Here is a 13,471-nt window from a genome sequence, read left to right as displayed (position 1 = left end):
GGCTTGAGTAATTTTGTGGCGTATTTTTCACTTTTTGTAACCGGATTTATCGCGGCAACGCTGTTTCCCGCCTCTTCCGAAGTGTTGCTGCTGGCGCTATTAGCTCAAGGTTTAACGCCACTGTGGTTGTGGACTGCTGCGACCTTGGGTAATACTCTGGGCTCCTGTGTGAACTGGTATCTGGGGCGCGAATTGCTGCGTTTTCAGCATAAAGCTTGGTTCCCAATTTCTGCCGCCGCGCTGCAACGGGCTACAACACAGTTTCAGCGTTATGGCCGCTGGAGCTTATTGTTGGCCTGGTTACCGGTAGTTGGTGATCCACTGACGATGGTGGCTGGGGTGTTACGGGTGCCGTTTCGGCTGTTTATCATACTGGTAGCTTTGGGCAAAGGGCTGCGCTATGCAATTTTGCTCTGGCTGGGCGGACAGTTCTGGTAAGCATGACGAACAAAATCAAACCAGCAAACGTCAACAAGCCCTACTTTCTGATAGCTTTTAAGCGCCGGATCCGTCATCATTAGCAGCATTAACAAGCAAAGAGATCTCACCATGGAATACCAACTTACTGCTGCAGAATTAGCACGGATTACCGCGCTGGATGCCGAGCAGCGTTATGAATATTTTATTAAAGCCGTTGCGGATTTGGAGCAAGTCTGGATTCTGACTGACGACGAAGGCTTTGTACTGGTTAGCGCCGAAGATGAGCGCTGTATTCCGGTATGGCCACATGCTGAGCTTGCCGAGCAGTGGATTGAAGGTGAATGGTCAAATTGTTCCGCCCAGGCGGTTGACCTTGATACCTGGCTGGAAAAGTGGACAGAAGGCTTAAATGGTGATGAATTAAGTGTTGCTGTACTGCCGGATGCCGAAGGTCCTGGCGTAGTGGTAACACCGGATGAATTGGCTGAAACGCTGGTGAATGAGTTAAGCGACGAAGCCTAAGTTTCAAGCCCATAAATAAAAACGGCAGGATTTCCCCCTGCCGTTTTTATTTAGCTATCAGGTAGTCAATTGACCAGCTCGTTACCATTACTTAAGCCCGAGGCATAAGCCAATAGATTGTCACTGGTAATTTGGCTGATTTGCTGCAGTGCTTCCCGGGTAAAAAACGCCTGATGGCCGGTAATCAGTACATTGGGGAAGGTAAGTAAGCGTTTAAAGACTTCATCATCAATCATCTGCTCAGACAGATTCTCAAAAAAGATATCCGCTTCCTGTTCATAGACATCTAAACCCAGATAGCCGATTTTCCGGTTCTTCAGGCTGTGGATCACGGCTTTGGTGTCAATCAGGCCGCCGCGACTGGTATTAATCAGCATTACACCGTCTTTCATCTGTGCCAGACTATATTGATTAATCAAATGCTTAGTTTGCGGGGTAAGCGGGCAATGTAAGCTGATAATATCGCTTTGCTGATACAGATTTTCCAGCGAGGTGTAGTGCGCTGTCAGTTCAGCGTCTGGCTGAATATCGTAACAGAGCAACTTACAACCAAAGCCTTTCAGAATACGGGCCGTTGCCAGGCCGATACGGCCGGTGCCGATCAGGCCAACGGTTTTGCCATGCATATTAAAGCCGAGCAAACCATCCAGGGCAAAGTTATCATCCCGTACTCTGTTATAGGCTTTATGTAGTTTGCGATTTAAGGTCAGCATCATGGCGATAGTGTGTTCGGCGACCGCTTCTGGTGAATAGGCCGGCACCCGGGCTACTCTGATCCCTAACGCCTTGGCGGTATCCAGATCGACATTATTAAAGCCGGCACAGCGCAGAGCGACCATTTCGATGCCCATTTCCGATAGCTGCTGCAACACCGCTGCCGATAAATCGTCATTAACAAAAACACAAACAGCATGACAGCCTGCGGCCATCTTTACCGTCTCAACATTCAGACGACTGTCAAAGTAGCGAAACTGCAGGCTGGCATCAGCCCATTGGTTAAAGCCGTCCTGATCATATTTTTTCGCACTGAATACCGCGATTTTCATGGCATCTCTCCCATCGTGATGATGCGAGGATACCGGATCCTGATTTTGCATATTTAGCGCCAGATCAAAGTTACAGTAATTCTTCGATGGCTTGCGCTATGCTGGCAGGTTTAGTGCGCGGGGCATAGCGTTTTACCACCACTCCCTCTTTGTTTACCAGAAACTTGGTAAAATTCCACTTAATTGCCCGGCTTTTTAACAAACCACGGGCATGATCTTTCAGGTATTCAAATACCGGCGCGGCTTCAGGACCATTTACGTTAACTTTACCCATCAGCGGAAAGGTCACGCCATAGTTTACTTCGCAAAACTGCATAATGTCGGCATTCGAACCCGGTTCCTGGCCACCGAATTGATTACAAGGAAAGGCCAGAATCACCAGGCCACGTTGCTGATATTGCTTATGCAATGCTTCCAGCTCTTTATATTGTGGGGTAAAGCCACATTTGCTGGCAGTATTAACAATTAATACAACCTTACCGCGAAACTGGCTCAGCTCAACCGACTTACCGGCGTTGTCCTGTACGGTAAAATCATAAAGTGTGGTCATGGGTATTCCTTAAGACTTTCAATTCTGCTGATAACTTTGTAAGCTCGACGTCCACTATGTCACAGCTATAAGTCATTTTTATGTCAAATACCAGTAATAAAAAAGTCGCCTTTATTGGCTTGGGAGTTATGGGGTATCCAATGGCCGGTTACCTGCAACAAAAAGGCTATGAAGTTTGTGTATATAACCGTACTACGGCCAAAGCAGAGGCTTGGGTCAGCCAATATGGCGGCAATTATGCTGCCACTCCTGCTTTAGCAGCACAAGACGCTAGCCTGGTGTTTATGTGTGTGGGTAATGATGATGATGTGCGCTCTGTGGTTTATGGAGAACACGGAGTACTGGCTACCATGGCAGTAGGCACAGTGTTGGTCGATCATACGACGGCGTCAGCAGAACTGGCGCGTGAATTAGCTGCAGCTTGTGCTAAACAGCAGTTGGGCTTTCTGGATGCACCGGTATCTGGTGGCCAAGCAGGTGCTGAGAAGGGTATTTTGACGGTAATGGTTGGTGGCAGTGCAGCCGACTACAGTCTGGCTGAGGCGGCGATGCAGAGCTATGCCCGTTGCGTTAAGTTGCTCGGGCCGGCCGGCTCTGGCCAGTTGGCGAAGATGGTTAATCAAATCTGTATCGCGGGTGTGGTGCAGGGGCTGGCTGAGGCCCTAAACTTTGCTAAAAATGCCGGTTTAGACGGTGCCGCTGTGGTCGAGGTGATCTCGCAAGGTGCCGCATCCTCGTGGCAGATGCAGAACCGCTCACTGACGATGCTGGATGATAAGTTTGATTTCGGTTTTGCGGTCGATTGGATGCGGAAAGATCTGGCGATTGCGTTAAATGAAGCCCGCAAAAATGGCAGTGCTTTACCGCTGACGGCGCTGGTGGATCAGTTTTATGCTGAGGTGCAGCAAATGGGCGGCGGGCGCTGGGATACGTCGAGTTTAATTAAGCGGTTGAGCCGGTAGAGAAAATTGCTACCCAGCTAAGGGTGTTGCTAATATCTCAACGCTGCATCTTGGTTATCGCACACAGATTTTGGTGCAAAGAATGAAAAAACGGCTAGCAGCTTAGTCCGCTAGCCGGTTCTATTTATGGATTACTCAGCGGTTAAAACCCACTCGGTTAACAAGCGCACACCATAGCCGGTTGCACCCTCAGTTTGTAAGCCACGGTTGCCACTGCTTAGAGCGTTACCCGCGATGTCTAGGTGCGCAAAAGGCGTGTCTTTAACAAACTGCTGCAGGAATAAGGCGGCAGTTGATGCGCCGGTGCTGCTGCCGGTGTTACGTAAATCGGCGATGCGGCTCTTTAGCTCTGGCAGCATTTCGTCGCTAAGCGGTAAGCGCCAGACTTTTTCCTGCACCTTATCACCCGCTTGTGTTAGTTGTGTAACTAGCTTGTCATCAGTACTGAATAACCCGGCGTAGTAACTGCCGACAGCGCCCACTTTGGAACCGGTTAAGGTAGCGATATCAACGATAGCGCGCGGTTTAAAGTTTGTCTCAGCATAGAACAAGGCATCGGCCAGCACCAAACGGCCCTCGGCATCGGTATTGATAATCTCAATCGTTTTACCATTACCTGCGGTGATCACATCACCGGGCAGGTAAGCGCGGTCAGAAATCATATTTTCAGCCATTGCCATTAAGCCAACAACATTGACCGGGGCTTTTTGTTTCGCCAGGGTGTGCATGGTACCGAGTACTGCCGCCGCGCCCGCCATATCACTGGTCATTCTTAGAATAGAGTCACCCTGAGTTTTCAGGTTATAACCACCGGTATCAAAGGTAATGCCCTTACCAACCAGTGCAACCGGCGCTTCTTTGCTGCCTTCCCATTGCACAATCACCAGACGTGGCGGACGGGCGCTACCGCGGCCTACGGCAAGGATGGCACCAAGACCGGCTTTTTCCAGTGCTTTTTCATCCAGTACTGTGACTTTGGCACCAAGTTTACGCAGCTCCAGTGCCTGTTTGGCAAAGGTCTCCGGATAAATACCATTACCGGGTTCATTCGTCAGGTCCCGGGCCAGAGCAACACCCTCGCTTAGCGCGCTAATTTGAGCCAGACGCTGCTCTGTTGCTTGTTGCTCGGCGGTCAATAAATGCAGATTAAGTACTTTTTGTGGCTTTTTATCGCTGTGATAGCGGCTAAAGGTATAGCTGGCTAAATCGACGCCGTGGCTGATTTGTGCCAGTAATTCAGCCTGACCAATCGGAGCCTGAATAAGGGAGGCGTCAAGTTGAATGGAGCTGGCACTGCTGCCTTTTAAGGTGCGCGCTGCGGTTGCGCCCAATAAGCTGGCCTGATATGAGGTTAATTTCGCGGTATCGCCAGTACCCAACAGCAATACGCGCTGGTATTGGGAGTAAGGTGCTGACGGAGCCAGCCAGCTCAGAGTTTTGCCATGCGCAGCGGTAAAATTTTCTTGTTTGCTGATGGCTTCAAGCTGTGGATTGGCTGTTAACTGGTCTGGGCTCACCAGCAATACCAGCGTATCAGCGGCGGTAGCAATGGTGTTACTGGCTTTGATATTAAATTGGTCTGCCACGGCAGTAAAACTGCAGCTGGCGGCAAGGATGGCGGCGATAGCGCTTAAACGAAACATAGACAAGACTCCTGTTAATTCAGTTTGTCGCTATAGTGACGAAAAGGCTGCATTTATACAACAAAACGGCGGGTAATCTGTCGTGAATTTCTGCGGATACAACAAAAAGGCGCCATAGCGGCGCCTTGTCTGATAGGCATTACGGCTTAGTTAAACTGCATTTCCGGAATATCGCCGTTAATCACCAGCTTACCGGCGGTTTTCTGCTGAATTTCCTCAACCGAAATGCCCGGTGCGCGTTCCAGCAGGTGGAAGGCGCCGTCTTTGACTTCCAGTACGGCCAAATCGGTCACGATCTTCTTAACACAACCAACGCCGGTTAGCGGTAAAGTACAATTTTCCAGCAGTTTACTGCTGCCGTACTTATCGGCGTGGGTCATAGTGACGATAATATTCTGGGCGCCGGCCACTAAGTCCATGGCGCCTCCCATGCCCTTAACCAGTTTCCCCGGGATCATCCAGCTGGCGATATTGCCGTTTTGGTCTACTTCAAAAGCCCCCAGTACCGTCAGATCAACATGACCGCCGCGGATCATGGCAAAGCTTTCGGCTGAACTGAAAATCGCCGCGCCTTTAATCGCGGTGACGGTTTCTTTACCGGCGTTAATCATATCGGCATCAATTTCGGCTTCGGTTGGGTAGGGGCCCATACCGAGTAAACCGTTTTCCGATTGCAGCATCACTTCAATACCGGCTGGTACATAGTTTGCGACCAGGGTCGGGATGCCGATGCCGAGGTTAACGTAGTAACCGTCTTTTAATTCCTGTGCCACCCGCATGGCGACTTGTTCACGTGATAAAGCCATTGTTGTCTCCTTAACCCTGACGAACCATACGGCGTTCGATGCGTTTTTCAAAGTTGCCTTTGATCACGCGCTGCACATAGATACCCGGCGTATGAATTTGTGAGGGTTCTAATTCACCCGGCTCAACAATTTCTTCGACTTCGGCCACGGTAATTTTACCGGCAGTCGCCGCCATCGGGTTAAAGTTCATCGAGGTATGACGGAATACCAGGTTGCCGTAACGGTCGGCTTTCCAGGCGCGTACTATGGCAAAATCACCGGTAATGGCTTCTTCCAGTACATAGTGGCGGCCATTGATTTCGCGGGTTTCTTTGCCTTCAGCCACTGGCGTGCCGTAGCCGGTGGCAGTAAAGAATGCCGGTATTCCGGCGCCGCCGGCGCGCATCTTTTCTGCCAGCGTGCCTTGTGGGGTTAATTCCACTTCCAGCTCGCCGCTAAGCAGTTGTTTTTCAAACAGGGCGTTTTCGCCAACGTAGGAGGCAATCATTTTTTTAATTTGCCGATCTTCCAGCAGAATGCCTAAGCCAAAGCCGTCGACGCCGCAGTTGTTTGAGACTACTGTCAGATCTTTGGTGCCCATTTTTTTAATCTGGGCAATCAGGCCTTCCGGAATACCACATAAACCAAAGCCACCGGCAATAACGGTCATGCCGTCTGTCAGGCCGGCCATGGCGTCTTCGTAGCTATGTACGACTTTATTAAACCCTGCCATTTGTTGTCCTCTGTTTTTATCGCAATTTTCGTTTACGAATACTTTGCTATTTCTGTCCCACTGAGGGTGTTGCACTCATCGACAATAGGTCAGCTAGAGTCCTGAGCATCCGATGACGAGCACACCGTACAACTTTGCCGGGACACGCTGTGAATACCTCCCTTACGGTTACAAACTTCATCCTGAAGTTTGCCCTTCGGGCCAGCGTGCCGCTGTTCAAATTTGTTCCTGACAAATTTGTGCATTTTTCGTCCCTGAAAAATACATTCCCTTGCAAAGTGCACGGAATGCTCATCATCTCGTTCGCTATTCTTTTATCAGTAAGCTCTTCTCTGTGTCTTTTTGCGGTCCTGTTTTCTATCCATGAAAAAGACGTCCCCAAAAAAGTGCACTTCGTACTTGCCACCTCGTTCACTCTTTTGCGAGTCGTCATTACTCACCGATATTCGTTTAGCCCTTGGCTGCGGTAGAATTTTCGTAACAGCAGCATGGATGCTGCGGAGGCTGAAAGGGCACAGGGATGTGCTCCTTGAAGCCGGTGGAGAAAATTACTACCCAGCTAAGGGCGTTGCACCAATCTCAAATCTGCGGTTACTTATCGCTAAACAAATGGCGAGTCCGTTGCATCCGGCAGCAAGCACACCGTACAACTTTGCCGGGACACGCTGTGAATACCTCCCTGTACGCTTGCATTTTTCATCCCTGAAAAATACAGTCCCTTACAAAGTGTACGGAATGCTTACTGCCTCGTCTTGTCTCTGTTTTGCTCTAAGACCTTTTCTGTCATGACATCACTGATTTTCGTTAATTCCATGACTGCGTTAGAATCTTCTTAACAGCCGCATGGGCGCGTTATCAACTAGTTTGACTGCACTTGGCTTGTAACGCCAATCCTACTTTAGAACTAGGCTGCTTCCCCAGCTCGCGGGTGATAAACCAGCCGGCCTGCGCCAGCAGGGTTAAATCTACGCCATGTGCAATGCCAAGACCATTGAGTAAATACACCACATCTTCGGTAGCGACATTCCCCGAAGCACCGGCAGCATAAGGGCAACCGCCTAAACCGGCGACTGCGCTGTCAATCACGGCTATACCGCGACTGAGCGCCACATAAATATTAGTCAGTGCCTGGCCATAGGTATCGTGAAAATGCACCGCCAGTTGTTCCTTCGGTACTACTGCCAGCACCGCATCCAGCATAGCATTGACTTTAGCCGGGGTGCCGACACCTATGGTATCACCCAGTGAAATTTCGTAGCAGCCCATGTCCAGCAGGGCTTTGGCGACGAAAGCCACGTCAGATGGTGTAACCTCACCCTGATAAGGGCAGCCGACCACACAAGAGACATAACCGCGCACTTTGATGCCGTCAGCTTTAGCCGCTTCGAGTACCGGCGCAAAGCGCTGCAGGCTTTCAGCTACCGAGCAATTGATATTTTTCTGACTAAAGGCTTCCGAAGCCGCACCAAAGATCGCCACCTCTGTGGCGCCGGCGGCTTTGGCCGCTGCATAGCCTTGCAGATTTGGCGTGAGCGCGGCGTAAGTCACACCGTGATGCCGCTTTATCCCTGCAAAAACTTGCGCTGAATCGGCCATTTGCGGCACCCACTTGGGTGAGACAAAGGCGCCGGCTTCGATATACTGATGGCCGGCTGCACTGAGCAGATCAATCAGCTGAATTTTTGCGCCGCTACTAACGCTGCTTTCGTTTTGCAGGCCGTCACGCGGCCCGACTTCGACCAGCCGGACCTGTTTGGGAAAACTCATGCTTCCTCCGGGCTAAAGTCCACCAGTTGAGCACCATCTTTTACCAGATCGCCGGCAGCATAGAATACGGCATTGACGGTACCGGCTTTAGGGGCTTTAATCGCATATTCCATCTTCATCGCTTCCATAATCACCAGTGTTTCACCGGCTTGCACCTGCTGCTCTGGCTGACAGAGCACGGCAACGATGGTGCCGTTCATCGGCGCGGTTAAGCTGCCGGCGTTATCGGCGGCATCGGTAACCGTAGCGACTTCGGTCTGATAGACAATGTCGTAGCGCTGATGTTTGATAAAGACACTGATGGTGTCCTGATACTGGCTAACCCGCACTTTCATCCGGTGCCCGGCGAGGATAGCGCTGAGCTCATCGCCATTTAAACTGGCCTGACAATCCAGCGTCTGACCGTTTAACGTCAGGCTATAGTGTTGTTGCTGCGCCGCTACGTTAATCAGCTGCTTGTCATCACCCAGCTTTAATTCCAGGTTTAAGCTTGGGGTTTCGTTTAGCCGCCAGCCATGGCTGAACTGCCAGGGGCTGCTGGCCGTTTGACAGCTGGGTGCCTGCTGCTTACTGACAATATAAAGTGCGGCCAGCAATAACGCCTGGCTTTGCTGGTTATGCGCCGGCGCAAACAGACTGGCCTGATGCTTATTGATAAAGTTGGTATCCAGCTCCGCCGCTTTAAAGGCCGGATGTTCTACCAAACTGGTTAAAAAACCGAGGTTAGTAGTAACACCGGCAATGCGGTAATCATCCAGTGCGCGCAGCATACGGCTGATGGCGCGGTCGCGGCTTTCATCCCAAACAATTAGCTTGGCGATCATCGGATCGTAGTAGGGCGTGACTTCGTCGTGCTCGACCACACCGGTGTCCACCCGTACATGCCGGCTGTGCTCTGGCTGGCGCAGATAGGTCAGCTTACCGGTAGCAGGCAGGAAGTCGTTATCCGGATCTTCGGCATAGACCCGCACTTCAATAGCATGGCCATCCAGCTGAATTTGCTGTTGCGATAGCGGCAGTTTTTCCCCGGCTGCGACCAGTAATTGCCATTGCACTAAATCCTGACCGGTAATCATCTCGGTGACCGGGTGTTCAACCTGTAACCGGGTGTTCATTTCCATAAAATAGAAGGCGCCGTCTTCGTCAAACAGGAATTCGACGGTACCGGCACCACGATAATCAATCGCCTGAGCTGCTTTTACCGCCGCTTCACCCATCGCCTGACGCTGTGCCGGGGTAAAATTCGGTGCCGGTGCTTCTTCAATCACTTTTTGATGCCGGCGCTGAATCGAGCAGTCACGTTCGGCCAGATAGACCGCATTGCCGTGGTTGTCGGCAAACACCTGAATTTCGACATGGCGTGGTTTGGTCAGGTAGCGCTCCAGCAACATTTTGTCGTTGCCAAAACTGGCCTTGGCTTCGCGGCGGGCGCTGGCCAGTGCCGGTACAAATTCATCGGCGTTCCAGACCACGCGCATACCTTTACCGCCGCCACCATAGGCGGCTTTTAACAGTTGCGGATAGCCAATTTTGGCAGACTCAGCAGCCAGGGTGGCATCACTTTGATCATCGCCATGATAGCCCGGTACTAACGGCACACCGGCGTGCTGCATAATTTTCTTGGCCGCGCTTTTTGAACCCATGGCTTCGATAGCTGGTACCGGTGGGCCAATAAAGACCACGCCTGCTTCAGCACAGGCGCGGGCAAAGTCTTCGTTCTCAGATAAAAAGCCGTAGCCCGGGTGAATCGCCTCGGCGCCGCTTTGTTTGGCAATAGCGAGGATTTTGTCCGCCCGCAGGTAAGAGTCTTTACTGGCGGCAGGGCCAAGTAAAAATGCTTCATCGGCCAGACGCACATGGCGGGCGTTGGCATCGGCTTCTGAGTAAACTGCCACACAGCGAATACCCAGCTTGTGTGCGGTGTCGATCACCCGGCAAGCGATTTCGCCGCGGTTTGCTATCAGTATTTTACGGAACATACTTCCTTATCCTGCTGAATTAACGGGTTCACTGACCAGTTATTGTTATTTTTTGCATTGCGCAACCTGCAGCTGACGCATTTTTAATCCGCCAGCCAAGCCGGTTTGCGTTTCTCTAAAAAGGCCGTCAAGCCTTCCTGACCCTCTGCCGAAACGCGGATCTCGGCAATCGCCTGGGTGGTATGCGCAATCACATTGTTACTGATTTTACGGTTATAAATGTTGTGCAGCAGTGCCTTGGCAGCGCTAACCGCAGCCGGGCTATTTTGCAGCAGACTAGCGATCAAGCTTTCAGCTTGAGATGCCAGTTCACCGGCAGCAACAACCTGATGCAATAAGCCCATAGTTAAGGCGCTGTCTGCACTAAAGCGCTCGGCAGTTAAAAAGTAACGCCGGCATTGGCGTTCACCCAGCGCCCGCATCACGTAAGGGCTTATTACCGCCGGGATCAGGCCGATTTTTACCTCGCTCAGACAAAAACTGGCGCCTTGTTCGGCCAATGCCATATCACAGCAAGCGACTAAACCCACAGCGCCACCAAAGGCGGCGCCCTGTACCAGCGCGATGGTCGGTTTAGGAAATTTATCCAGCTTATGCATCAGTGCAGCCAGTTCGTTGGCGTCGTCCAGATTTTGCTGGTAGTTTTTTTGCGCCATCGAGCGCATCCAGTTTAGATCAGCACCGGCAGAGAAGTTTTTACCGCGGGCGCTTAGCGTTAATACTTTGACCTTATCGTCGGCAGCCAACTGGTCCAGTACCCTGATCAATTCTGCGATCATCTGGTCGTCGAAGGCGTTGTGGACTTCCGGGCGATTTAGGATCAGGTTAGCGACACCGCGGGAGTCAATGCTGATTTCGGTATAATGTTGGCTCATAATGATGTCGCTCCGTTCTAATCGTTTTATACCGCTCGTGCCTCAATTAAACATGATGACACACAAGAGTTTTTAAGCCCTTGGCTGCGGTAGAATTTTCGTAACAGCAGCATGGATGCTGCGGAGGCTGAAAGGGCACAGGGACGTGATCCTTGAAGCCGGTGAAGAAAATTACTACCCAGTTAAGGGCGTTGCACCGATCTAAAATCTGTAAATTAAAATCCGGTGCATCCGGCGGCTAAACACGCCGTACAACTTTGTCGGGGCACGCTGTGAATACCTCCCTGTACGCTCTTGTTTGGCATCCATGCCAAACAGGTCCCCGAGCAAAGTGTACTCTGCGTTTACCGCCTCGTTTACCTTCTGTGAGTCGTTATGACTTACTGATATTCGTTAAGCCCTTGGCTGCGGTAGAATTTTCGTAACAGCAGCATGGATGCTGCGGAGGCTGAAAGGGCACAGGGATGTGATCCTTGAAGCCGGTGGAGAAAATTACTACCCTGCTAAGGGCGTTGCACCGTTCTAAACTCTGCTGAAACTAACGGCTAAGCCAGTTCCTATCCGGAGCATCAAACGGACAATTACATCCGGAACACGCCAAAGCGGCTATCTTCAATCGGTGCATTTAACGCAGCAGCGAGCGCCAGGCCTACCGTCATCCGGGTTTGCGCCGGATCGATAATGCCATCATCCCACAGCCGCGCACTGGCATAATAAGGGTGCCCCTGCTGCTCATACTGCTCAATAATCGGCTTTTTCAGCGCAGCTTCGGCTTCCGTTGATAAGGTTTCACCCTTACGTGCCAAACCGTCTTTCGTTACCTGCGCCATTACACCGGCAGCTTGCTCGCCGCCCATTACTGAAATGCGCGCGTTGGGCCACATCCACATCATGGTTGGATCATAAGCGCGGCCGCACATGCCGTAGTTACCGGCGCCGTAGCTGCCGCCAATCAGTACGGTAAATTTCGGTACTTTGGCACAGCTTACTGCCATCACCATCTTGGCGCCGTGCTTGGCAATACCTTCGGCTTCATACTTTTTGCCGACCATAAAACCGGTGATATTTTGCAGGAACAACAGCGGGATCTTGCGCTGGGCACAGAGCTCGATAAAGTGCGCGCCTTTTTGCGCTGATTCTGAGAATAAAATCCCATTATTGGCGACAATGCCTACCGGATAGCCGAAGATGCGCGCAAAGCCACAGACCAGGGTCGCGCCATAGTACTGCTTAAACTCATCAAAGTCTGAGCCATCGACAATTCGCGCTATCACTTCTTTAACATCAAACGGCTTACGCAAGTCGGTACCGACAATGCCGTACAGCTCTTTGGCATCGTACAGTGGTTCTGCTACCGGCTTCACGTCCAGCTGCGCTGGCGCAGGGCGGTTTAAGCGTGATACCGCATTGCGTGCCAGTTGCAGCGCGTGTTCGTCGTTTAGTGCGTAATGATCGGCGACGCCGGAAATTTTACAGTGCACATCGGCACCGCCCAGCTCTTCGGCGGAGACTTCTTCGCCCGTCGCGGCTTTAACCAGCGGTGGACCGGCCAGAAAGATGGTGCCTTGTTCTTTGACGATAATGCTTTCATCAGCCATTGCCGGCACGTAGGCGCCGCCGGCGGTACAAAGGCCCATTACCACAGCAATTTGTGGGATACCTTTGGCAGACATATTCGCCTGATTAAAGAAGATGCGGCCAAAGTGCAGCTTATCCGGGAAGACTTCATCCTGTCGTGGCAGGTTGGCACCGCCGGAGTCAACCAGATAGATACAGGGCAGGTGACAACGCTCAGCAATTTCCTGGGCCCGCAGGTGTTTTTTTACCGTCAGCGGATAATAGGTACCGCCTTTGACGGTGGCGTCATTGGCGACAATCATGCATTCGACGCCGCTGACACGGCCGATACCAGCGACGACACCGGCGGCAGGGACATAGTCGTCGTAGCATTCCCAGCCGGCAAACTGGCCGATTTCCAGAAAAGGTGAGCCCGGATCCAGCAACTTTTGCACGCGGTCGCGGGCAAAGAGTTTGCCGCGCGCCACATGGCGGGCGATCAGGCTTTCGCCACCGCCCAGTTTAATTTGCCGGACTTTGCTTTGCAGATCATCGACCACCGCCTGCATCGCTGCCGCGTTTTTCTGAAACTCGTCGCTGCGCGGATTAATTTTACTGGTGATTTTTGCCAT

The 13,471-nt window shown here is 51.6% G+C and carries 12 protein-coding genes; 3 read left to right on the top strand and 9 right to left on the bottom strand.

The features are described from left to right. Positions 1-15 precede the first annotated feature (15 nt). Positions 16-438: a YqaA family protein gene (locus AGRI_RS04435; protein ID WP_008983801.1), complete on the top strand. Its 423-nt coding sequence runs from the start codon at positions 16-18 to the stop codon at positions 436-438. A gap of 111 nt (positions 439-549) precedes the next feature. Continuing rightward, positions 550-942 (top strand): DUF2750 domain-containing protein, encoded by a 393-nt coding sequence (locus AGRI_RS04430; RefSeq protein ID WP_008983800.1) that lies wholly within the window; start codon positions 550-552, stop codon positions 940-942. A gap of 65 nt (positions 943-1,007) precedes the next feature. Here the strand turns inward: AGRI_RS04430 and AGRI_RS04425 are convergent, their stop codons facing one another. Further along, entirely contained in the window at positions 1,008-1,988 is a 981-nt protein-coding gene (locus AGRI_RS04425; protein ID WP_008983799.1) for a 2-hydroxyacid dehydrogenase, read from the bottom strand. 70 nt (positions 1,989-2,058) lie between these two features. After that, entirely contained in the window at positions 2,059-2,538 is a 480-nt protein-coding gene (locus tag AGRI_RS04420) for a glutathione peroxidase (protein WP_008983798.1), read from the bottom strand. A gap of 80 nt (positions 2,539-2,618) precedes the next feature. Here AGRI_RS04420 and AGRI_RS04415 point away from each other — a divergent pair, with 80 nt between their 5' ends. Continuing rightward, positions 2,619-3,500, top strand: a complete 882-nt coding sequence (locus tag AGRI_RS04415) for an NAD(P)-dependent oxidoreductase (protein ID WP_008983797.1) — start codon at positions 2,619-2,621, stop codon at positions 3,498-3,500. A gap of 131 nt (positions 3,501-3,631) precedes the next feature. Here the strand turns inward: AGRI_RS04415 and AGRI_RS04410 are convergent, their stop codons facing one another. The 7 genes from AGRI_RS04410 to AGRI_RS04370 all read right to left on the bottom strand — a co-directional run bounded on the left by AGRI_RS04410 (position 3,632) and on the right by AGRI_RS04370 (position 13,471). Continuing rightward, complete coding sequence (locus AGRI_RS04410; RefSeq protein ID WP_008983796.1) at positions 3,632-5,143, bottom strand: leucyl aminopeptidase; 1,512 nt, start codon at positions 5,141-5,143, stop codon at positions 3,632-3,634. Between the two features lie 146 nt (positions 5,144-5,289). After that, complete coding sequence (locus AGRI_RS04405; protein ID WP_008983795.1) at positions 5,290-5,949, bottom strand: CoA transferase subunit B; 660 nt, start codon at positions 5,947-5,949, stop codon at positions 5,290-5,292. 10 nt (positions 5,950-5,959) lie between these two features. Beyond that, positions 5,960-6,661, bottom strand: a complete 702-nt coding sequence (locus AGRI_RS04400; protein WP_008983794.1) for a CoA transferase subunit A — start codon at positions 6,659-6,661, stop codon at positions 5,960-5,962. An 855-nt stretch (positions 6,662-7,516) separates the two neighbouring features. Next, complete coding sequence (locus AGRI_RS04395; RefSeq protein ID WP_008983793.1) at positions 7,517-8,428, bottom strand: hydroxymethylglutaryl-CoA lyase; 912 nt, start codon at positions 8,426-8,428, stop codon at positions 7,517-7,519. Further along, positions 8,425-10,407: an acetyl/propionyl/methylcrotonyl-CoA carboxylase subunit alpha gene (locus AGRI_RS04390; protein ID WP_008983792.1), complete on the bottom strand. Its 1,983-nt coding sequence runs from the start codon at positions 10,405-10,407 to the stop codon at positions 8,425-8,427. Before AGRI_RS04390 ends, AGRI_RS04395 begins: the two co-directional genes overlap by 4 nt. A gap of 83 nt (positions 10,408-10,490) precedes the next feature. After that, positions 10,491-11,282: an enoyl-CoA hydratase/isomerase family protein gene (locus tag AGRI_RS04385; protein WP_008983791.1), complete on the bottom strand. Its 792-nt coding sequence runs from the start codon at positions 11,280-11,282 to the stop codon at positions 10,491-10,493. A 581-nt stretch (positions 11,283-11,863) separates the two neighbouring features. Further along, positions 11,864-13,471, bottom strand: a complete 1,608-nt coding sequence (locus AGRI_RS04370) for a carboxyl transferase domain-containing protein (RefSeq protein WP_008983790.1) — start codon at positions 13,469-13,471, stop codon at positions 11,864-11,866.

Source organism: Alishewanella agri BL06 (assembly GCF_000272005.1).
Lineage (GTDB): Bacteria > Pseudomonadota > Gammaproteobacteria > Enterobacterales > Alteromonadaceae > Alishewanella > Alishewanella agri.
This window is presented reverse-complemented; position numbering and strand designations above follow the sequence as displayed.